General features: G+C 73.4%; 15 protein-coding genes. 8 read left to right on the top strand and 7 right to left on the bottom strand.

Annotation, left to right across the window (positions count from 1 at the left end):
* Positions 1-277: 277 nt before the first annotated feature.
* Positions 278-1006 (bottom strand): LuxR C-terminal-related transcriptional regulator, encoded by a 729-nt coding sequence (locus ABD160_RS31445; RefSeq protein WP_344029737.1) that lies wholly within the window; start codon positions 1004-1006, stop codon positions 278-280.
* A 259-nt stretch (positions 1007-1265) separates the two neighbouring features.
* On the opposite strand from ABD160_RS31445, the gene ABD160_RS31440 reads away from it, so the two are divergent.
* The gene (locus ABD160_RS31440) at positions 1266-2759 is read left to right on the top strand and encodes a GAF domain-containing protein (protein WP_344029735.1); all 1494 of its coding nucleotides are present in this window, start codon (positions 1266-1268) and stop codon (positions 2757-2759) included.
* Between the two features lie 26 nt (positions 2760-2785).
* Here ABD160_RS31440 and ABD160_RS31435 read toward each other — a convergent pair whose 3' ends face one another.
* The 3 genes from ABD160_RS31435 to ABD160_RS31425 all read right to left on the bottom strand — a co-directional run bounded on the left by ABD160_RS31435 (position 2786) and on the right by ABD160_RS31425 (position 8602).
* Entirely contained in the window at positions 2786-6730 is a 3945-nt protein-coding gene (locus ABD160_RS31435) for an ABC transporter ATP-binding protein (RefSeq protein ID WP_425563694.1), read from the bottom strand.
* Positions 6731-6824: 94 nt separating this feature from the next.
* Positions 6825-7682: a hypothetical protein gene (locus tag ABD160_RS31430; protein ID WP_344029730.1), complete on the bottom strand. Its 858-nt coding sequence runs from the start codon at positions 7680-7682 to the stop codon at positions 6825-6827.
* A complete protein-coding gene (locus tag ABD160_RS31425; protein WP_344029727.1) occupies positions 7679-8602 on the bottom strand; it encodes an ATP-binding cassette domain-containing protein in 924 nt (307 codons plus the stop codon). The genes ABD160_RS31430 and ABD160_RS31425 overlap by 4 nt, the downstream gene beginning before the upstream one ends.
* 206 nt (positions 8603-8808) lie before the next feature.
* Between ABD160_RS31425 and ABD160_RS31420 the strand changes: the two genes are divergently transcribed.
* From ABD160_RS31420 to katG, 3 genes are read left to right on the top strand one after another with little or no spacing between them, the layout of a single operon-like run.
* The gene (locus ABD160_RS31420) at positions 8809-10368 is read left to right on the top strand and encodes a long-chain-fatty-acid--CoA ligase (protein WP_344029724.1); all 1560 of its coding nucleotides are present in this window, start codon (positions 8809-8811) and stop codon (positions 10366-10368) included.
* 54 nt (positions 10369-10422) lie between these two features.
* Entirely contained in the window at positions 10423-10875 is a 453-nt protein-coding gene (locus tag ABD160_RS31415) for a Fur family transcriptional regulator (RefSeq protein WP_344029721.1), read from the top strand.
* Complete coding sequence (katG, locus tag ABD160_RS31410) at positions 10868-13114, top strand: catalase/peroxidase HPI (RefSeq protein WP_425563689.1); 2247 nt, start codon at positions 10868-10870, stop codon at positions 13112-13114. Before ABD160_RS31415 ends, katG begins: the two co-directional genes overlap by 8 nt.
* A 78-nt stretch (positions 13115-13192) precedes the next feature.
* On the opposite strand, the gene ABD160_RS31405 is transcribed toward katG, so the two are convergent.
* The gene (locus ABD160_RS31405) at positions 13193-13918 is read right to left on the bottom strand and encodes an alpha/beta fold hydrolase (RefSeq protein ID WP_344029718.1); all 726 of its coding nucleotides are present in this window, start codon (positions 13916-13918) and stop codon (positions 13193-13195) included.
* Positions 13919-13971: 53 nt separating this feature from the next.
* Positions 13972-14361, bottom strand: coding sequence for a DUF5997 family protein (locus ABD160_RS31400; protein ID WP_344029714.1), 390 nt, complete (start codon positions 14359-14361; stop codon positions 13972-13974).
* A gap of 43 nt (positions 14362-14404) precedes the next feature.
* Between ABD160_RS31400 and ABD160_RS31395 the strand changes: the two genes are divergently transcribed.
* A complete protein-coding gene (locus ABD160_RS31395; RefSeq protein WP_344029711.1) occupies positions 14405-15091 on the top strand; it encodes a LysR substrate-binding domain-containing protein in 687 nt (228 codons plus the stop codon).
* A 68-nt stretch (positions 15092-15159) separates the two neighbouring features.
* Here the strand turns inward: ABD160_RS31395 and ABD160_RS31390 are convergent, their stop codons facing one another.
* The gene (locus tag ABD160_RS31390) at positions 15160-16131 is read right to left on the bottom strand and encodes an acyl-CoA desaturase (protein WP_344029709.1); all 972 of its coding nucleotides are present in this window, start codon (positions 16129-16131) and stop codon (positions 15160-15162) included.
* A 117-nt stretch (positions 16132-16248) separates the two neighbouring features.
* Here ABD160_RS31390 and ABD160_RS31385 point away from each other — a divergent pair, with 117 nt between their 5' ends.
* The 3 genes from ABD160_RS31385 to ABD160_RS31375 all read left to right on the top strand — a co-directional run bounded on the left by ABD160_RS31385 (position 16249) and on the right by ABD160_RS31375 (position 22288).
* On the top strand, positions 16249-17280 hold the full coding sequence (locus ABD160_RS31385; RefSeq protein ID WP_425563688.1) for an LLM class F420-dependent oxidoreductase: 1032 nt from the start codon (positions 16249-16251) through the stop codon (positions 17278-17280).
* Between the two features lie 201 nt (positions 17281-17481).
* On the top strand, positions 17482-18261 hold the full coding sequence (locus ABD160_RS31380) for a hypothetical protein (RefSeq protein ID WP_344029707.1): 780 nt from the start codon (positions 17482-17484) through the stop codon (positions 18259-18261).
* A 211-nt stretch (positions 18262-18472) separates the two neighbouring features.
* Positions 18473-22288: a multifunctional oxoglutarate decarboxylase/oxoglutarate dehydrogenase thiamine pyrophosphate-binding subunit/dihydrolipoyllysine-residue succinyltransferase subunit gene (locus ABD160_RS31375; RefSeq protein ID WP_425563693.1), complete on the top strand. Its 3816-nt coding sequence runs from the start codon at positions 18473-18475 to the stop codon at positions 22286-22288.
* Positions 22289-22307: the final 19 nt, after the last annotated feature.

Genomic DNA, 22307 nt, shown 5'->3' with positions numbered 1-22307 from the left:
CCTCCTGGAACGTGGTGGGGACGGACGGTGTCGGGTCGCAACCGTCCGGTGCCCGCATCACAACAGGCGAATCCACCTACCGGGTGATCCAGGAGTGGCCGCCGGGTGAACGACCTCACCCGGCGACGTGGTCTCGGCCACGACCATGATCCGCGTCCCGGGAGTGCAGCGCACGCCTGCGGTCACCTGCGCTCACCGAACAGGGATCATGGAGAAACCGGGCCGGGGCGGGATCTCCGCGCACCCCGGCCCGGCGGTCCGTGCCGCCCGAGGGTCCTCAGACGATGCCCTGGCGGGCCGCGGTGTAGACGATCTCGGTGCGCCGCCGGACCTCCAGCTTGTCGCGCAGGTTCCGCACGTGGAACTTCACCGTCGCCTCGGAGATCCGCAGCCGGGCGCCGATCTCCCGGTTGCTCATGCCGACCGCGAGCAGCCGCAGGACCTGGTTCTCCCGGTCGGTGAGCAGCGAGGTCCGGCACAGGTCGGGGCCGGTGTCCTGGGTGTTCTCGCGCAGCACCTGCAGCGGCCCGGCGCTGCCGGTGCCGGGATCGAAGACACCCTCGCCGCGCAGCACCGCCCGCACCGACCGCACGATCTCCGCGGTGTCGGCGCCCTTGCGCAGGTAGCCGTGCACGCCGAGGCGGACGGTGCGCATCATCGCGTCGCGGTCCCGGCAGCCGGTCAGCACCAGGATCTTCGCGCCGCGGCAGCGCTCCAGCAGGGCCCGGACCAGGTCCAGCCCCGGGCGCTCGTCGCGGCCGAACTCGATGTCGACGATGATCGCGTCCGGGCGGGAGCGCTCGGCGGCCATCAGCGCGTCCCGCGGGGAGGACGCCTCGCCCGCCGGGGCGAGATCGGGCTCCGCGGTCAGCAACGCGCGCAGACCGTGCCGCACGATCGGCTCGGAGTCGATGACCAGTACCCGGGCCGCCCGCCGGATCACCTCGGCGGAGTCGCCACCACGGACCTGCACGTCGGTGGCTCCACGAACGGCTTCGAGCGTCATCGCTGTCCTCCGGTACGTCCTCGCCGGGCCGCCTCCGTGACGACCCGGCCGCCACCGTAGGGCGGGTTACGTTGCCCGCACGTTGCGCTCGCACGGACACGGTGGGTGCAACCGTCTGAGCAGGCAGGTCTGCCGGGCCGTATCTGCGGGTATGCTCCCGTTTCCAGGACTGGCGAACCCACGGTGGCGATCCCGCGACGCAGCGGAACCGCACGACGTGGCGCCCGCGTGGCGCCCGCGGCTGGAACGGGGAGGCGACATGCTCGATGCAGACGGTGGATCGGCCGCCGACGAGCTCGTCGCGGACGCGAACCGGCTGCGCCGCATCTACGACGACGGGCTCGGCACCGGCGGATCGTCCGGTGCCCCGCGGCCGGTGGTGTCCGACTCCTGGCAGCGCAGCCTCGCCGCCCGGGTCGACCCGGACAGCCGGCTGCCCCCGCTGGTGTACCGCGCCGACGAGCTGCGCGAGGTCCGCGAGAACCATCCGCTGCACGCGGTGATGCCGCTGCTGCGCACCACCCTGGTGAGCATCGCCGACGAGGCGATGCACGTCATGCTGGTGACCGACGCCGACGGCCACGTGCTCTGGCGGGACGGCGCGCACGGCCTGCTGCACTCCGCCGACGACGTCGGGCTCTGCGAGGGCACCCGCTGGACCGAGGACGCGATCGGGACCAACGCGATGGGCACCGCGCTCGCCCTCGACGAGCCGGTCCGCATCCACTCCGCCGAGCACCTGGTGCGCACCTACCACGACTGGACGTGCGTGGCCGCCCCCGTGCACGACCCGGACACCGGCGACACCATCGGCGCGATCGACATCTCCGGCCCGCTGCACACCGTGCACCCGGCGCTGGTCCAGCTGGTCACCGCCACCGCGCACCTCGCCGAGAACCAGCTGCGGGTGCGGCTCGCGATCGCCGACGAGCGGCTGCGGGTGAAGAACATGCCGCACCTGTCCGCGCTGCGCGGCGCCGAGGGCGCACTGCTCTCGCCGAGCGGGCGGGTGATCGCGAGCGAGCCCTACGGCCGGTTCCCGGAGCGGATCCGGGTCGAGGAGGGCGCGGAGCGGGTCCGGCTCGGGGACGGCCGCGAGATGGCCGTCGAACCGCTGACCGAGGGCTACCTGCTGGTGCCGCCGTCGCGGCGGCGCGGCCGGGTGACCCGGTCCACCGGCTCGTCGCTGGCGCTGCGGTTCACCGGCGGCGCCGGGCCGCGGATCACCCTGGACGGGACGGACACCGCGGCCACCCTGCGCCCGGCCGAGATCCTCACCGCACTGGCCCTGCACCCGGACGGGCTGTCCGGCGAGCAGCTGACCCTGATGCTCTACGGGGAGGACGGCAACCCGACGACCGTGCGCGGCGAGATCCACCGGCTGCGCAGCTCGCTGGGCGCCGATCTGCTGCTGACCCGGCCGTACCGGCTGGCGACCGAGCCGGACGCCGACTTCCTGCGGATGCGGGCCGCGCTGCGCGAGGGCCGGGTCGCCGACGCGCTGGACGCCTGCCACGGCGAGCTGCTGCCCCGCTCGGACGCCCCGGCGGTGCGCGAGCTGCGCGACGAGCTGGTCGCCGGCCTGCGGCACGCGATCCTCGCGACCGACGACGCCGGGCTGCTGCACCGCTACACCGGGCATCCGCTGGGCGGCGACGACCTGCAGGTGCACGAGCGCCTGCTGGAGCTGCTCGACCGCGACGACCCGCGCCGCCCCGCCGTCGCGGCCCGCGCGGAGCGCCTGCTCGGCTGAGCCGGCACCCGGCCGCCCGGCCCTGCTCAGGGCCGGGTGGCCAGCGGGCTGTCCGGCTCCGGTTCCAGCTCGCCGGCCCGCCACAGCGCGGCGTAGCGGCCCCCGGCCCGGACCAGCTCGTCGTGCGTGCCCTGCTCGGCGATCCGCCCGTCGGCCAGCACGACGATCCGGTCCGACCGGCGGGCGGTCTGCAACCGGTGCGCCACCACGAACGCGGTGCGCCGCGAGGACACCCGCTCCCCGGCGGCCAGCACGGTGGCCTCGGTCGCCGGGTCCAGCGCGGCCGTGGCCTCGTCGAAGATCAGCACGTCCGGGTCGACCAGCTCGGCCCTGGCCAGCGCGACCAGCTGGCGCTGCCCGGCCGACAGCCCCTGCCCGCGCTCCCCGACCGGGGTGCGGAACCCCGCGGGCAGCGACCGCACCAGATCGAGCGCGCCGACCGCGCCGGCCGCCGCCTCGATCGCGGCGGGCGAGGCGTCCGGCCGCCCGTACGCGATGTTGGACGCGACGTCGCCGGTGAACAGGTGCGCCTCCTGCGGGACGACGCCGAGCCGGGAGCGGTACCCGGCGAGCGGGTAGCGGCGGACGTCGACCCCGTCGACCCGCACCTGGCCCTCGCCGGTGTCGTAGAACCGGGCCAGCAGCTTGATCAGCGTGGACTTCCCGGCGCCGGTCGCCCCGACCAGCGCCACCGTCTCGCCGGGCGCGACCCGCAGCGAGACGTCGTCCAGCGCCGGACGGTCCACCCCGGCGTAGCGGAAGGTGACGTGGTCCAGCTCCACCTCGCCGCGCAGCCGCTCCGGCACCTCGACCGGCTCCAGGTCGCCGCCGCGACCGGCCCGGTCGGGCACCGAGGTGGGGGTGCGCAGCAGCTCGGAGATCCGGTTCAGCCCGACCCGGGCCTGCTGGTAGCCGTCGAACACCTGGGACAGCTGCTGGACGGGGCCGAAGAACAGGGTCAGGTACAGCAGGAACGCGAACAGCACGCCGGGCGTCATCTCGCCGGCGGCGATCCGGGCGCCGCCGATGCCGAGCACCACCGCGGTCGCGACGTCGGAGAGCAGCGCGACGAACGGGAAGTAGGTGGCGATGTAGCGCTGGGCCCGCAGCCGGGACCGGCGGTAGGCGTCCGAGCGCTCGCCGAACCGGTCGTAGCTGAGCTCCTCGCGCACGTAGGCCTGCGCGATCCGGACGCCGGTGACGTTCTCCTGCAGGTCGGCGTTGACCACGCTGACCCGTTCCCGGGCCTCGGCGTAGGCCCGCGAGGAGTAGCGGCGGAACACCACGGTGCCGGCCAGCAGCAGCGGCAGCAGCCAGCCCAGGGCGTAGAGCGCCAGCTCGGCGTCGGTCAGCACCAGCGCCACCGCGACGCCGGCGATGGTCAGCAGGCTGACCACGGCCTGCGCGAGACCGGTCTGCAGGAACGTCGACAGCGCGTCGACGTCGGTGGTCATCCGGGTCATGATCCGGCCGGAGAGCTCGCGCTCGTAGTAGTCGAGGCCGAGCCGCTGCAGGTGCGCGTAGCTGCGGATCCGCAGCAGGTAGAGCAGGCTCTCCCCGGCCCGGGCGGTGACCAGTGTCTGGAACCCGACGACGACGGCGTCGATCAGCACGATCAGCAGCCCGACCAGCGCCGCGACGACCAGCACCCGGGTCGCCCCGTCGACGATGCCGGAGTCGACGGCGACCCGGGCCAGGGTGGGCAGGGCGAGCGTGGCCAGCGCGTCGGCGGCCATCAGCGCGATGCCCAGCACGAGCAGCGGACGCACCGGCCGCAGCAGCGACGCCAGCCGGAAGTCCGGGTCCGGCGCGGTCGGGTCGCCGCCGCCGCGCAGCCGCGGCGACTCGGTGGGCGGGGGCAGCTTCGCGACCGCCTCCAGCAGCTCCGGGGTGGCGCTCACCGAGCCGGCCCAGCCGGCGGCGCCGCCGCCCGCCTCCCGGCCGAGCGCCCGGTCCGGGTCGGCCGCCGCCTCCGCGGTCGCCGGCCACAGCTCCGGGGTGCCCGCGGTCACGGCGGCCCCGGCATCAGGGGTGCCCGCGGTGGTCGCGGTGCCCGCCGTGGTCGCGGTGGTCGCGGTGCCCGCAGTACCCGCGGTGCCCGCCGGGCCGAGCGCGGCCGCCGGGTCACCGGACCCCCGGCCGTCGCCCGGGCCGCCGGGCTCGCGCCGGGCGGCGCCGCCCAGCTCGTCGACCGATCCGGTGGCCAGCAGCTCCCGGAAGAGCGGACATCGGCCGCGCAGCTCGTCCTCGGTGCCGATGTCGACCACCCGGCCGCGGTCGAGCACCGCGATCCGGTCGGCCAGCGCGAGCGTCGAGCGGCGGTGCGCCACCAGCAGGGTGGTGCGCTGTGCGGTCAGCTCGTGCAGCGTCTCGTGGATCGCCGCCTCGGTCGCCGTGTCCACCGCGGACGTCGCGTCGTCGAGCACCAGCACCCGCGGCTTCGACAGCATCGCGCGGGCCAGCGCGATCCGCTGCCGCTGGCCGCCGGACAGGGTCAGCCCGCGCTCGCCGACCTCGGTGTCGTAGCCGTCGGGCAGGTCCTCGACGAACGCGGCGACCTGCGCCGCCTCGGCGGCGGCCCGGATCTCGTCCTCCCCCGCGTCCGGCCTGCCGTAGGCGATGTTGTTGCGGATCGTGTCGGAGAACAGGAACGCCTCCTCGAACACCACCCCCAGCTCGGCCCGCAGGTCGTGCAGCCGCAGCTCCCGCAGGTCGACGCCGCCGATCCGGAGCGCCCCGGCCTGCGGGTCGTAGAAGCGCGGGAGCAGCAGCGCGACCGTCGACTTGCCGGAGCCGGCAGGCCCGACCAGCGCGAGCGTCTCCCCCGGCTCGACCCGCAGCGACAGCTCGTCGAGCACCGGATCGGGTGCGGCGTGCCCGTCCGGCCCGGAGCCCGCCGGTTCGTAGCCGAACCGCACCGCGTCGAGCTCGACGGCCAGCGGCCCGGCCGGCAGCTCGCGGGGCTCGGCCGGGTCCACGATCTCGGACTCGGCGTCGACGATCTCGTAGACCCGCTCCGCGGCGGCCCGGGTGAGCTGGCCGGTGACCACCAGCGCGCCGATCAGCCGGGCCGGCCCGACCAGCATCCCGACGTAGGCGGTGAAGGCCAGGAAGGTGCCGAGATCGATCGAGCCGCGGGCGGCCATGAGCCCGCCGACCCCGATCACCGCGACCTGACCGAGGCCCGGCAGCGCCAGCAGCGCCGGATTGAGCCGGGCGGTCAGCCCGGCGGCGCGCAGCCGCTCGCCGTAGAGCCGGTGCGCCCGGCGCTCCAGCTCGGCGGTCTCGCGCGCCTCCTGGCCGAAGCCCTTCACCACCCGGACGCCGGTGACGGTCTCCTCGACCTGCTGGGCGATCTCGGCGGCCCGCTGCTGGGCCGACCAGGTCGCCGGGAACAGCGCGCGCCGGATCCGGTTGGTCGCCAGGAACGCCACCGGCAGCATGACCAGCGCGATCACCGTGAGCAGCGGGGACAGCCACAGCATCGCCGCGATCGCGACGACGACCAGCACCACGGTGCCCGCCGACAGCGGCACCATCGACAGGAAGCCCTGCACGAGCTGCAGGTCCGAGATCGACCGGGAGGCGACCTGCCCGGTGCGCAACCGGTCCTGCCGCACCCCGTCCATCCGCTGCACCGCGGCGAACACCGCGCGGCGCAGGTCGTGCTGGACGTTCAGCGCCATCTTGCCGCCGAGGTAGCGGCGCACGAAGGCGCCGGCGAACTTCACGACGCCCAGCACCAGCAGCGCGAGCACCGCCGGCAGCAGGACCCCGGTGTCGCCGGCGACGACACCGTTGACGCCCTCGCGGATCACCAGCGGGCCGACCGCCTCCAGCCCGACGCCGGCCATCGAGGCGGCGAGCGCGCCGAGGGTGACGCGGCGGTGCCGCAGGCAGGCCTGCGCGAGGCGGCGGATCCAGCCCGGCCGGGCCGGATCGTCGTGCGGGGGACGGGACACGTGGATCAGGCTATGCCCGACCCCCGACAGAAAGCCTGGCGGTCCGGCCGGGCTGCTGGTCAGGTGCTGGTCAGGTGCGGATCAGGTGCGGATCAGGTGCGGATCAGGTGATGTCCCGCCGCCCGCCGACGACGACCGCGAGCGCGACCCCGGCGGCGGTCCAGGCGAGCAGCACCAGCAGCGCCACCCAGCCGGGCGGCGGCGCGCTGACCCCGGCGAGGAACTCCAGCACCATCCGGCCGTCGGTGCCGGCGCCGGCGGTCCGGACCGGTGCCTCGTAGAGCGCCACGTCGCCGGCGTTGCCGGGCAGGAACGGGGTGAGCCGGGCGAACACCGACGGGTCGCCGAACGACGACTCGCCGGCGCGCAGCGCCCCGGCGATCATGTTCTCGCCGAGCAGCAGGTAGCCGACGGTGAGCGCGACCGCGCCGGCCTGGTTCGGCACGAGCGTCCCGATCGCCACCCCGAGCCCGCCCCACAGTGCGCAGACCAGGACCCCGACCGCGCCGAGCCCGGCCAGCTGGCCCCAGCCCGGGAGCTGCTGGCCGCCGAGCACGGCGCCGCCGAGCAGCGGTCCGAGCAGCGCGACGACCAGCCCGTAGATCCCGGCGACGACGGCGCCGACCACCACCTTCGCGCCCAGCACCTGGGTCCGCGCGCCGGTCAGGTAGGCGAGGGTGACCGTCCGGTGCCGGAACTCGCCGGCGGCGAGCAGCGCACCGAACGCGGCGCCGACGACGGTGGTCATGCTCAGCGTCGAGGCCATCCCGGTGAGCAGCAGGATCGACGACGTCTCGGTCGCCGCCGGGACGAGCAGCGTGATCAGGCTGCCGAACAGGCTCATCGCCAGCGCGAGCAGCAGCACCGGGATCAGCATCAGCCACCACAGGCGCACCGACAGGGTCCGGCGGATCTCCGCGTGCAGCACCGCCATCCAGCGGTGCGGGGCACCGACGGTCATCCGATCTCCTCCCCGGCGAGCAGCCGCAGGAACATCTGCTCCAGGCCGACCCGTTCCTCGGTCAGCCCGTGCACCGCGACGCCCGCCGCGAGCGCGAGGTCGCCGACCCGCACGCCGTCGGCACCGGCCACGGCCAGCCGCCCGTCGTCGATCCGGTCGATCTCGGTGATCCCGGCGGCGGCGAGCGCCTCGGCCAGCCGGACCGGGTCGGCGGCGCGGACCAGCACCCGGGCGTCGTGCCCGGCGCGCAGCTCGGCGACCTCGCCGTCGAACCGGCACCGGCCGCGGTCGATGACGACCAGCCGCTGGGCGGTCAGCTCCATCTCGGCGAGCTGGTGCGACGACACGAGCACGCTGCGCCCGGACGCCGCGAAGGCGTTGAGGAACGACCGCAGCCAGGCGATGCCGTCCGGGTCGAGGCCGTTGCCCGGCTCGTCGAGCACCAGGATCCGCGGATCGCCCAGCAGCGCGGCGGCCAGCGCCAGCCGCTGGTTCATCCCCAGCGAGAACCCGCCGGCCGGGCGGTCGCCGGCCGCCGCCAGGCCGACCAGGGCGAGCACCTCGTCGACCCGGGTGTCGGGGACGCCGATCGCGGCCGCGGCGGCCCGCAGGTGCGCCCGCGCGGTCCGCTTCGGGTGCACCCCCTGGACCTCCAGCACGGCGCCGACCACCCGGCCGGGCGAGTCCAGCGCGCCGTACGGGACGCCGTCGACCAGCGCCCGGCCCGCGCTCGGCCGGACCAGGCCGAGGATCATCCGCAGCGTCGTCGTCTTGCCGGAGCCGTTCGGCCCGAGGAACCCGGTCACCGATCCGGGCTCGACGGTGAAGCTCAGGTCGTGCACCGCCTCCACCGGCCCGAACCGCTTGCCCAGACCCTCCACGGTGATCCGGCCGGGTCCGGCCGGTGCCGTCTCCTGCACTCCAGGCCCTTCCGCCGCTCTCGGCCGGTCCCGGGCTCGCGCCCGGACACCGCGTGCCGGGCCATCCTGACCCAGCGCCGGCGACCCGGCCGAGGCGGGGCGCACCGGAGTTGTCCACAGGCCGGCCGACCCCCTGGTGCGGGGCGGACGGAACGGACAGGATGGCGTGCGTCACACGCACGACCGAGTCGCAAGGGAGCTACCTCGTGATCGACCCGAACAGCACCGTCTCGTCCCTGCTGCAGCGGCACGCCTCCGAACGGCCGGACGACGAGGCCCTGCGGTTCGGCGGGGTCGTGCGCACCTGGGCCGAGCTCGACGAGCGGGTCCGCCGGCTGGCCGCGGCGCTGCGGGCCGAGGGGATCGGCCCCGGCGACCGGATCGCGGTGCTCGATCTCAACCACCCGTCGTGCCTGGAGCTCTCGCTGGCCTGCGCCCGGATCGGCGCGGCCAACGCGGTGGTCAACTTCCGGCTCGCCCCGCCGGAGATCCTCTACGTGATCAACGACGCGCAGGCGCGGCTGCTGGTCGTCGGCCCCGAGTTCGCCGCGGCGGCGGCCGGGCTGCGGGACAAGCTGGACACCGTGCAGCGGGTGCTCCCGGTGGGCGGCGACACCGACGAGTACGAGGCGTTCCTGGCCGCCCACGAGCCGGACACCGAGCCCTACGACGCCGCGCCGGACGACTGCTTCGTGCAGCTCTACACCTCGGGGACGACCGGCTTCCCGAAGGGCGCGATGCTCACCCACGCCGGGATGCTGGCGCACGCCGCGCACGTGGCCGCCGACTTCGAGCTGGGCCCGGCCGACGTGGTGCAGGTGGCGATGCCGCTGTTCCACGTGGGCGGCACGAGCTACGCCTTCGTCGCGCTCGCCCAGGGCGCGCGGATCGTGATGGCCCGGATGCCCGATCCGGCGGCCCTGCTGGACATGGTGGCCGAGCAGCGGATCACGCACACCTTCTGGGTGCCCGCGCTGATGGGCGCGATGACCCAGGTGCCCGGCGCGGCGGACCGCGACTACTCGTCGCTGCGCGCGATCTCCTACGGCGCCTCGCCGATGCCGCTGCCGGTGCTCCGGGCGTCGCTGGAGCTGTTCGGCCCGCGGCTGCACCAGGTGTACGGGATGACCGAGGCGTGCGGCGTGGTCACCTCGCTGGGCCCCGAGGACCACGCCGACCCGGCCCTGGCGCACCGGCTGGTCTCGGCGGGCACGCCGATCAGCGGCGTCACGATCGAGGTCCGGGACCCGGCGACCGGCGACCGGCTCGGCACCGACCGGCCCGGCGAGATCTGGGTGCGGACCGACCAGCTGATGAGCGGGTACTGGCAGAAGCCGGAGGCGACCGCGTCGGCGATCACCCCGGACGGCTGGCTCCGGTCCGGCGACGGCGGGCACGTCGACGCCGACGGGTACGTCTTCATCACCGACCGGATCAAGGACATGATCGTCTCCGGCGGGGAGAACGTGTACCCGGCCGAGATCGAGCGGGTGCTGGCCGAGCATCCCTCGGTCGGCGACGTCGCGGTGATCGGCGTGCCGGACGAGCGCTGGGGCGAGGTCCCGAAGGCGTGCGTGGTGGCCGCGCCGGGGGCGACCGTCGACCCGGAGGCGCTGATCGCCTACGCCCGCGAGCACCTGGCCTCGTTCAAGTGCCCGAAGACGGTCGACGTGCTGGACGAGCTGCCGCGCAACGCGACCGGCAAGATCCTCAAGAAGGACCTGCGGGCGCCGCACTGGGCCGGCCGGGAACGCAGCACCGTCTGAAAGTGAGACACGCCGAAACTTGACCTGTTCCAGAAAAGTGGGCAGGCTCGACCCGTGTCGATCGCTTCGGACCACGAGGGCATGTTGCGCGGAGCCGCGCTGCGCGTGACGCGCCCCCGGCTGGCTGTGCTGCACGCCGTGCACACCCATCCGCACGCGGACACGGACACGATCATCCGGGTCGTGCGCTCGGATCTCGGCGAGGTGTCCCACCAGGCCGTCTACGACGTCCTGCGGGCCCTCACCGGGGCCGGTCTCGTGCGGCGCATCCAGCCGTCGGGCTCCGTCGCGAGGTACGAGGCCCGGGTCGGCGACAACCACCACCACGTGGTCTGCCGATCCTGCGGGGCCATCGCCGACGTCGACTGCGCCGTCGGCCACACGCCCTGCCTCACCGCGTCCGACGACAGCGGCTTCGTGATCGACGAGGCCGAGGTCGTCTACTGGGGCCGTTGCCCCGCCTGCTCCACCACCACCACAGATCCTGGAAGGAGTGCCCGTGTCTGACGAGCACGTCACCGTCGAGGCCGAGATGAACCGTGAGGAGGACGGGGGCTGCCCCGTCGCTCACGGCCGCATCGCCCACCCCACCGAGGGCGGGAGCAACCAGGACTGGTGGCCGAACCAGCTCAACCTGAAGATCCTCCGCAAGCACAGCCCGGCGTCCGACCCGATGGAGCCGGACTTCGACTACGCGAAGGAGTTCGCGACCGTCGACCTCGACGAGCTGGCGCGTGACGTCGACGCCGTCATCACCACCTCGCAGGACTGGTGGCCGGCCGACCACGGCAGCTACGCCGGGTTCTTCATCCGGATGGCCTGGCACTCCGCGGGCACCTACCGGACCTTCGACGGCCGCGGCGGCGCCGGCGCCGGCATGCAGCGGTTCGCGCCGCTGAACAGCTGGCCGGACAACGGCAACCTGGACAAGGCGCGCCGGCTGCTGTGGCCGGTCAAGCAGAAGTGGGGCCGCAAGGTCTCCTGGGCCGACCTGATGGTCTTCGCGGGCAACCGCGCCCACGAGATCTCCGGATTCCCGATGTTCGGCTTCGCCGGTGGCCGCGCCGACGTCTGGGAGCCGGAGGAGGACGTCTACTGGGGCTCCGAGAAGGAGTGGCTGGGCAACGACGCGCGCTACGGCGGCAACACCGACATCGCGCACCGCGAGCTGGAGAAGCCGCTCGGCGCGTCGCACATGGGCCTGATCTACGTCAACCCGGAGGGCCCGGACGCCAGCGGTGACCCGATCGCCGCGGCCCGCGACATCCGCGAGACCTTCGGCCGGATGGCGATGAACGACGCGGAGACCGCCGCGCTCATCGTCGGCGGGCACACCCTCGGCAAGACGCACGGCGCCGCGAACCCGGACGAGAACGGCAACGTCGGCCCGGAGCCGGAGGCCGCCGACATCACCGAGCAGGGCCTGGGCTGGAAGCAGAACTACGGCAGCGGCAAGGGCCGCGACGCCATCACCTCCGGGCTCGAGGTCATCTGGACCCGCACCCCGAACCGGTGGAGCCACGACTACCTCAAGCACCTCTACGCCTACGAGTGGGAGCTGGAGCAGTCGCCGGCCGGCGCCAAGCAGTTCGTCGCCAAGGACGCCCCGGAGATCATCCCCGACCCGGAGCCCGGCTACCCGAACCGCAAGCCGCGGATGCTGGTCACCGACGTCGCGCTGCGGGTCGACCCGGTCTACGGCGAGATCACCCGCCGCTGGCTGGACAACCCGTCCGAGTTCGAGGACACCTACCGCCGCGCCTGGTACAAGCTGACGCACCGCGACATGGGCCCGAAGGAGCGCTACATCGGCGCCTGGGTCCCGACCGAGGAGCTGCTCTGGCAGGACCCGGTGCCCGCCGTCGACCACCCGCTGGTGGACGCCGACGACGTCGCCTCGATCAAGGCGAAGGTGCTGGAGTCCGGCCTGCCGGTGACCGACCTGGTCAAGACCGCCTGGGCCGCGGCCTCGTCGTTCCGCCAGTCCGACAAGCGCGGTGGGGCCAACGGCGGGCGCATCCGCCTCGATCCGCAGCTCCAGTGGGAGGTCAACGACCCGGACACGCTGCGCACCGTCATCTCGAAGCTGGAGTCCCTCCAGTCCGAGATCAACGGCTCGCTCGGCGGCGGGAAGAAGATCTCCTTCGCCGACCTGGTCGTGCTGGCCGGCGCCGCGGCCGTCGAGAAGGCCGCCGCGGACGGCGGGTACGACATCACCGTGCCGTTCGTCCCGGGCCGGACCGACGCCACCCAGGAGAAGACCGACGTCGAGTCGTTCTCCTACCTGGAGCCGACCGCCGACGGCTTCCGCAACTACCGCGGCAAGGGCCACACGCTGCCCGGCGAGTTCCTGCTGGTGGACCGGGCGAACCTGCTCGGCCTGACGGCGCCGGAGATGACCGTGCTGGTCGGCGGCCTGCGGGTGCTGGGCGCCAACACCGGTGGCTCGACGGCCGGGGTGCTCACCGAGCGCGTCGGCACGCTGTCGAACGACTTCTTCACCACGCTGCTGGGGCCGGGCATCACCTGGCGTTCGGTGGCCGGCGACGACGACGCCTTCGAGGCCGTCGACGACTCCGGTGCGGTGAAGTGGACCGGCACCCGGGCCGACCTGGTCTTCGGGTCGAACTCCGAGCTGCGCGCCGTCGCCGAGGTCTACGCCTCCGACGACGCGAAGCAGAAGTTCGTCGACGACTTCGTCGCCGCCTGGGACAAGGTCATGACGGCCGACCGCTACGACATCTGATCATCGTCTGACACCCCGATGCCCGGGCCGGTCCGCCGGCCCGGGCATCGGCGCGTCACCCGCCGGGATGTGCCGGGATCAGGTGCCGGCGGCGAGCAGCTCCGCGAGACGCCCCGGCTCGGAGAGCATCGGCCAGTGCCCGGTCGGCAGCGACACGAACGACCAGTCCGGCCCGCCCAGCTCGGCGAAGCCGGGCACCCCGGCGTCGATCAGCGGGCGGATGTCCCCGGGGGTGAAGCTGCACGCCACGACGGTCTTCGGCAGGGTCTCGTCGGTCTCGCCCCGGCGCACGCCGGTGAGCACCACCCCGGCCGGCTCGGCGAGCGAACGGGCGCGGACCTCGTCGAACAGCGGATCCGGGATGCCGGCGGTGCTGCTGCCCGCCGCGTCGAGCTCGGCCCGCGGGGGCATCGGGAGAGCACCGTGCGCGGCGAGCGTCGCGCGGGTCGCCGCCTGCGCCTCCGGCGGGGTGAAGTCGATCTGGGCGACGCCGTCGGGCAGCGGCCCGGTGTCGACGAGGACCAGCCGCGCGATCCGGTCCCGGGCGCGCTCGGCGGCCGCGACGCAGACCGGGCCCGCGCCGCTGTGCCCGACGAGCACCACCGGCCCGGGCGCCCCGGCCGGCGCGGCCGGCGCAGCCAGCACATCCAGCACGTCGGACACGTGCGACTCCGCCGTGTCGCCCGGCGCGTGGCCGAGCTCGACCGCGGTCGCCTCGTGGCCGCGGGCGCGCAGGTCCGCGGCCACCGCGTCCCACGCCGATGCGCCGAGCCAGAAACCGGGAACGAGCAGGTAGGTCGTCATGCCCCGGACCATGTCACCCGATGAGGACAGTTCCGGTCCTCATTCGCGGCGGCTCAGCTGCCGGGTCGCTCCGGCGGCCGCGCGGCCGCGATCCGGGCGGCCTCGCGCTGCGACTCCGCCCGGGTGGCGCGCTCGCGGCCGAGCCACTCCGGCTGCTCCTGCTTCAGCGCGGTGATCTGCTCGGTGGTCAGCGGCTCGGTGATCCCGGCCCGGGCCAGCCCGGAGATGGAGACGCCGAGCCGGTCCGCGACGACCGGCCGCGGGTGCGGGCCGTCCCGGCGCAGATCGCGCAGCCAGGCCGGCGGATCGGCCTGCAGGGCGTCGAGCTCGTCGCGCGAGATCACCCCGTCCCGGAACTCGGCGGGGGTCGCGTCGAGAAACACCCCGAGCTTCTTCGCCGCCGTGGCGGGCTTCATCGTCTGGGTGGACCGCTGACGCGTCATGTCCCCAGGATATCGGGGCCCGGACGGCGGATAGCCTGGGCAGGTGACCCCCGCATCCTTCCGCCTGGGCTACGTACCGGGGGTGACCCCGGGCAAGTGGGCACGGATCTGGGCCGAGCGCCTGCCCGACGTCGCGCTGGACCTGGTCGGGCTGACCGTCGCCGACGCCGAGGACGCCGTCCGGTCCGGCGCGGTGGACGCCGGCGTCGTCCGGCTGCCGATCGACCGGGCCGGGCTGCACGCGATCCCGCTCTACACCGAGGCGACCGTGGTCGTCGTCGGGAAGGACCACGTCGCCACCGCGGTCGACGAGCTCACCGTCGACGACCTGGCCGGCGAGATCGTCCTCCGGCCACCGGACACCGCGCTGACCTGGGACGATCCCGCGCCGGGCAGCGCGCCGGTGAGCGCCCCGGCGACGACGGCCGAGGCGGTCGAGCTGGTCGCCGCGGGCGTCGGCGTGCTGGTCGTCCCGCAGTCGCTGGCGCGGCTGCACCACCGCCGCGACCTCACCTACCGGCCGCTGACCGGCGGGCCGGCGTCGGGGGTGGTGCTCACCTGGCCCGAGGACGCGACGACCGAGCTGATGGAGCAGTTCATCGGGATCGTCCGCGGGCGCACCGTGAACAGCTCCCGCACCCCGCCGCGCAGCACCGACCGGCGCCCGGCGGCACCCGCGAGGACCCCGGACCGGCGGCGCCCGGCCCGCCGCAACCGGCCCCGCCGCTAGCCCCGGACGAACGGCAGGGCCCCCGCAGCGGATGCTGCGGGGGCCCTGCCGGGATGACGCGGGGTGGCTCAGGCCGCCACGGCGGCTTCCTTCTTCGCGGCCAGCCGCTCGAGGCGCCGCGTGGTGGGCCAGCGGACGTTGGTCGCCCAGCCGGCCTTCTCGAAGCCGCGGATGACGACCGCCGAGATGTCGACCTGACCCTTCTTCACGCCGTGCCGGGCGCAGGTCGGGTCGGCGTGGTGCAGGTTGTGCCAGGACTCGCCGAACGACAGCACCGCCAGCCACCAGACGTTCGCGGACTTGTCGCGGGAGGCGAAGGGGCGCTCGCCCCAGATGTGGCAGATCGAGTTGATCGACCAGGTGACGTGGTGCAGCACCGCGACCCGGATCAGGCCGGCCCAGATGAACGCGGTGAACGCGCCCCACAGGGACATGGTCACCAGGCCGCCGATCAGCGCCGGGCCGAGCAGGCTGACCACGACGATCAGCGGGAAGGCCTTCTCGACGCGCATGATGTCGCGGTCCTCGAGCAGGTCCGGCGCGAACCGCTTCATGTTGGTCAGGTCGCGATTGAAGACCCAGCCCAGGTGCGAGTGCCAGAAGCCCTTGACCAGCGCCTTGGCGCCGGTGCCGTAGAGCCACGGCGAGTGCGGGTCGCCCTCCTTGTCGGAGAACGCGTGGTGCCGGCGGTGGTCGCCGACCCAGTCCAGCACGCTGCCCTGCAGCGACAGGCTGCCGGCGATCGCGAGCGCGATCCGCAGCGGGCGCTTGGCCTTGAACGAGCCGTGCGTGAAGTAGCGGTGGTAGCCGACGGTCACACCGAGACCGCTGATCGCGTAGAAGACGACGAACAGCGCGACGTCGACCCAGCCGAGCCCCCAGCCCCAGGCGAGCGGGACCGCGGCGAACAGCGCCAGGGTCGGGACGATCACGAACACGCCCACCAGGAAGGCGGCACCCGGGGGGCGCCGGCCGTCGGTGATGGGAGCGGGTCCGCTGCTGCGGGTGCTGGTGTCCGGGGGTGCGGCCTCGAGCGTCATGGCTCCATGACACCCGTGCCGCCGGGTCCCGGGCAGTGCGGCTAACCCCCCTATCGCGCTTCGGGTTCCACGGCGCAGGTACTTGACCCGCGAGTAACTTAGGACTACCCACGTGCTGTGAAGCTCTCCACGATGCTGCCCTACGGCGACGACCCGATCCGCAACGCGGACGCGGTCACGGACATGGAACGGGCGGGCCTGGACGTCGTCTGGGCCGCCGAGGCGTACAGCTTCGACGCCGTCTCGTTGCTCGGCTACCTCGCGGCCCGGACCGAGCGGGTCGAGATCGGCTCGGCGATCCTGCCGATCTACTCCCGCACCCCGACCCTGACGGCGATGTCCGCGGCCGGGCTGGACGCGCTGTCCGGCGGCCGGTTCAATCTCGGCCTCGGCGCGTCGGGCCCGCAGGTGATCGAGGGGTTCCACGGCGTCCCCTACGACAAGCCGGTCGCCCGCACCCGGGAGATCATCGACATCTGCCGCCGGACCTGGCGGCGGGAGCGGATCACCAACGAGGGCCTGTACCCGATCCCGCTGCCGGAGGGGCAGGGCACCGGCCTCGGCAAGCCGCTGAAGCTGATCAACTACCCGAAGCGCGCCGACATCCCGATCTGGGTCGCCGCACTCGGCGACAAGAACCTGGAGATGACGGCCGAGCTCGCCCAGGGCTGGCTGCCGCACGTCGTCCTGCCGGAGAAGATCCGGGAGGTGTTCGGCCCCGCGCTCGACGCCGGCTCCGCCAGGCGCGCCCCCGAGCTGGGCCCGCTGCAGATCACCGGCGGCGGGATCTGCGCGCTCGAGGAGGAGATGTTCGAGCCGGCCCGCCAGGCCGCCCGCGGCATGTACGCCCTCTACATCGGCGGGATGGGCGCCCGCGGCCGGAACTTCTACAACACCGTCTTCGCGCGGCAGGGCTACGCGGACGAGGCGAAGATCGTCCAGGACCTCTACCTGGACGGGAAGAAGGAGGAGGCGATGGCCGCCCTCCCCGACGACTTCATCGACAAGGTCTCGCTGATCGGCCCGGAGGGCCACGTCCGCGAGCGGATCGCGGCGCTGCGCGAGAACGGGATCACCCACCTGCACGTGAACCCGATGACCAGCGACGTGAACGGCACCTTCGAGAAGCTCAAGTCCTGGATCGGCTGACCGGCGCGCGCCGGGGGCGGCGGCGCCGCGGCCGCCCCCCGCGCACACCGCGGAACACCCTGCTCCGTTCGGCCCAATGACGGGGGTCGCGTCACGGCCCGTATCCGGGCCGTAGAGAATGTGTGACGTCGTCCACGGTCACCGGCCCCGGCGACGTCGACCGCGGCGACATCGACCTCAGTGACATCGAGGAGGAGCGACTTGCTGGAGCTGGCCATCCGGACCTCCGACGAGCCGATCTCCCCCGGGCAGTACCGCCACACCGCGACGCACGCCTGGTGGATGGGCACCTGGTTCGCCGGCGACGAGCTGTGCGTGCACTACTCCGAGCACCTCCTCCAGCAGTGGACGCCGGTGGACCCGCACGCCGACTGGCTGCTCGACCGCGAGCTCACCGGCCAGGTGCGGTGGCTGTCCGGCGACGGTGCGGCCGCCGTCGAGAGCGGCTTCCGGATCGCCGACGCCTGGCCCACCGGGCGGTTCCGCGCCCCGCACGGCGACTTCTACGCCGAGCTGCACGGCAACCGGCCGACCGCCCGGCCCGGCTCCTGGTCGAACCCGACCCCGGAGTTCCTGGCCACCCTGCCGCAGGACCCGGCCGCGATGCTCCGGCGGCTGATCGAGGACAGCCCGCCCGGCCGCGGCTACACCGGACCGTTCCCCAGCGCGGTCGACGCGCTGCGCACCTGCCGGGTGCCCGCGCCGCTGCGATCGGTGATCTACGCCGCACTGCGCACGCTGCCCGCGGTCGAGGTCGGCGAGGCCGTGAACCTCGACGGCGAGCGGCATCCCGCGCTCGTGCACGACGACGGCCCGGTCCGCACCGAGCTGCTGATCTCCCCGGTGGACGGTCAGTACGCAGGTGAGCGCGACACCGTCCGCCGGGTCGCGCGGGTCGGGCCGCCGGTCGGCACGGTCGTCGCCGAGGCCGCCGTGCAGACCTCGGTGGTCGACGTCCTGGGGTCCCCGCCCGGCTTCTGAATCGGCTCCTGAACCGGTTCCGCAGGGAACGATCACGAAACGATCACGAAGTGCGACCCGGCGCACTGCCACGGCTCGCGCGAAGGGGACTAACCTGGTACCCGGTCGCGACAAATCGAGCAGCTAACAAGGCGGTTGACGCAGAGTGTCATCGAGCAGTACCTCCCATCCGGCGGGCGATTTCGGTCCCAACGAGTGGCTCGTCGAGGAGATGTACCAGCGCTTCCAGGAGGACCCGTCGGCCGTGGACCCGGCCTGGCACGAGTTCTTCGCCGACTACGGCAAGGACGGTGAGCAGCGCCAGGGCCCCGGTGAGTCCGCCGACGGCTCCGGCGCGACCGACACCGCGTCCAACGGTGCCGCACCGAAGGCGAACCCCGGCGGGGTGACCCGCGGCTCCGCCACCGAGGACGACGAGGGCGACGACACCGCGTCGGCACCCGCCCAGAAGGCCGTCCGCAACGGGGCCACCGAGACCGGGCGGGCCTCCCGCTCGCGCGACGTGCCCCCACCGGTCACGCCGAAGGCCGAGCCGCCGCCCGCCGAGGAGCGGCTGCGCACGGCGAGCTCGCCCTCGTCCAACGGGGCGGCGAAGCCGGCCGCGGGCAGCAGCGGCTCGAAGGCCGCGAAGCCCGCACAGGACGGGGGTGGCGCGACCACCACCCCGCTGCGCGGTGCCGCGAACGCCATCGCCAAGAACATGACCGCGTCGCTGCAGCTGCCGACCGCGACGAGTGTCCGAGCGGTCCCGGCCAAGCTGCTGGCGGACAACCGCATCGTCATCAACAACCACCTGAAGCGGACCCGCGGCGGGAAGCTGTCGTTCACCCACCTGATCGGCTACGCGCTGGTCAAGGCGCTCGCCGACTTCCCGAACATGAACCGGCACTTCGCCGAGACCGACGGCAAGCCGACCGTGGTCAGCCCCGAGCACGTCAACCTCGGCCTGGCGATGGACATGCCGGCCAAGGACGGCAGCCGCTCGCTGATCGTCGTCTCGATCAAGGGCTGCGAGAACATGTCGTTCGCCCAGTTCTGGGCGGCCTACGAGGGCATGGTCCGCAAGGCCCGCGAGGGCAAGCTGACCGCCGAGGACTTCTCCGGCACCACGATCAGCCTGACCAACCCGGGCACGCTGGGCACCAACCACTCGGTGCCGCGGCTGACCGTCGGCCAGGGCGCGATCATCGGCGTCGGCGCGATGGAGTACCCGGCCGCCTTCCAGGGCGCCTCCGAGGAGCGGCTCGCCGAGTTCGGCGTCAGCAAGATCATCACGCTGACGTCGACCTACGACCACCGGATCATCCAGGGCGCCGAGTCCGGCGACTTCCTGCGCCGGGTGCACCAGCTCCTGCTCGGCGAGAGCGACTTCTACGACGAGGTCTTCGCCTCGCTGCGGGTGCCCTACGAGCCGATCCGCTGGGTCCAGGACTTCCCCGAGGGCGAGGTCGACAAGACCGCCCGGGTGCTCGAGCTGATCGAGTCCTACCGCACCCGCGGCCACCTGATGGCCGACACCGACCCGCTCAACTACCGGCAGCGCCGGCACCCCGACCTGGACGTGCTCAGCCACGGCCTGACCCTGTGGGACCTCGACCGCGACTTCGCGGTCGGCGGGTTCGGCGGGCAGAGCCACATGAAGCTGCGCGACGTGCTCGGCCTGCTGCGCGCGTCGTACTGCCGCACCATCGGCACCGAGTACATGCACATCGCCGATCCCGAGCAGCGCAAGTGGCTCGAGGAGCGGATCGAGGTCCCGCACGTCAAGCCGGAGGCGAGCGAGCAGAAGTACATCCTCTCCCGGCTCAACGCCGCCGAGGCGTTCGAGACCTTCCTGCAGACCAAGTACGTCGGGCAGAAGCGGTTCTCGCTGGAGGGCGGCGAGACCGTCATCCCGCTGCTGGACGCGGTGCTCGACAAGTCCGCCGAGAACGAGCTCGACGAGGTCGTCATCGGCATGCCGCACCGCGGCCGGCTCAACGTGCTCGCCAACATCGTCGGCAAGCCGATCAGCCAGATCTTCCGCGAGTTCGAGGGCAACCTCGACCCGGGCCAGGCGCACGGCTCCGGCGACGTGAAGTACCACCTCGGCGCCGAGGGCAAGTACTTCCGGATGTTCGGCGACGGCGAGACGACCGTGTCGCTGACCGCGAACCCGTCCCACCTGGAGGCCGTCGACCCGGTGCTCGAGGGCATCGTCCGGGCCAAGCAGGACCTGCTCGACAAGGGCGACGGCGGCTTCACCGTGCTGCCCGTGCTGATGCACGGCGACGCCGCGTTCGCCGGCCAGGGCGTGGTCGCCGAGACCCTGAACCTGGCGCTGCTGCGCGGCTACCGCACCGGCGGCACCGTGCACGTCGTGGTCAACAACCAGGTCGGCTTCACCACCGCGCCGGAGCACTCGCGCTCCTCGCAGTACTGCACCGACGTCGCGAAGATGATCGGCGCCCCGGTCTTCCACGTGAACGGCGACGACCCGGAGGCCTGCGTCTGGGTCGCCAAGCTGGCCGTCGAGTACCGGCAGCGCTGGAACAACGACGTCGTGATCGACATGATCTGCTACCGGCGCCGGGGCCACAACGAGGGCGACGACCCCTCGATGACCCAGCCGTCGATGTACGACATCATCGACGCCAAGCGCAGCGTCCGGAAGATCTACACCGAGTCGCTGATCGGCCGCGGCGACATCACCATGGACGAGGCGGAGCAGGCCCTCAAGGACTTCTCCAACCAGCTCGAGCACGTCTTCAACGAGGTGCGCGAGCTGGAGAAGACGCCGCCGGTCATCTCGCCGTCGATCGAGGACGTGCAGCAGGTCCCGTCCGACCTGGACACCTCGATCCCGCTGGAGATCATCCACCGGATCGGCGACGTGCACACGAACCTCCCCGAGGGGTTCTCGGTGCACAAGCGGGTCGAGCCGGTGCTCAAGAAGCGCGAGAAGATGTCCCGCGAGGGCGACGTCGACTGGGCCTTCGCCGAGCTGCTGGCGATGGGCTCGCTCGCCGTCGACGGCCGGCTGATCCGGCTCTCCGGCCAGGACTCGCGGCGCGGCACCTTCGTGCAGCGGCACTCGGTGCTGATCGACCGCAAGACCGGTGCCGAGTACTTCCCGCTGCGCAACCTGGCCGAGGAGCAGGGCCGCTTCCTGCCCTACGACTCGGCGCTGTCGGAGTTCGCGGCCGTCGGCTTCGAGTACGGCTACTCGGTCGCCAACCCCGAGGCGCTCGTCATGTGGGAGGGCCAGTTCGGCGACTTCGTCAACGGCGCCCAGTCGATCATCGACGAGTTCATCTCGTCCGGTGAGGCGAAGTGGGGCCAGCTGTCCGACGTCGCGCTGCTGCTCCCGCACGGCCTCGAGGGCCAGGGCCCCGACCACAGCTCCGGCCGCATCGAGCGGTTCCTGCAGCTGTGCGCCGAGGGCTCGATGACGGTCGCGCTGCCGTCCGAGCCGGCGAACTACTTCCACCTGCTCCGCCAGCACACCCTCGACGGGGTGCGCCGGCCGCTGGTGGTCTTCACGCCGAAGTGGATGCTGCGCGCCAAGCAGGTCGTCAGCCCGCTGTCCGACTTCACCGACGGCCGGTTCCGGCCGGTCATCGACGACCCGGAGCACCGCACGAAGAGCGGGCCGGTCACCGACGTCGATCGCGTCCTGTTCTGCAGCGGCAAGATCTACTGGGAGCTGGCCGCCGCCCGCGACAAGCGGCGCAAGAACGGCGACTCCTCGGTCGACGGCGTCGCGCTGGTGCGGGTCGAGCAGCTCTACCCGATGCCGACCGACCAGATCGCCGAGACGCTGGAGCGCTACCCCGAGGCCGGCGACATCCGCTGGGTCCAGGAGGAGCCCGCCAACCAGGGTTCCTGGCCGTACTACGGCCTGGAGCTGCCCCAGAAGCTCCCGCAGCTGCAGGGCCGGTTCACCCGGGTGTCCCGGCGGCGGATGGCGGCCCCGGCCGCCGGCTCGTCGAAGGTGCACGAGGTCGAGCAGGCCGAGCTGATCGACAAGGCCTTCGCGAAGGCCTGATCCACTCCCCGGCGGCCGG

Source organism: Pseudonocardia kongjuensis (assembly GCF_039526905.1).
Lineage (GTDB): Bacteria > Actinomycetota > Actinomycetes > Mycobacteriales > Pseudonocardiaceae > Pseudonocardia > Pseudonocardia kongjuensis.
Note: the sequence above shows the minus strand (reverse complement) of the source record. Positions and strands in the feature narration are given on the sequence as shown.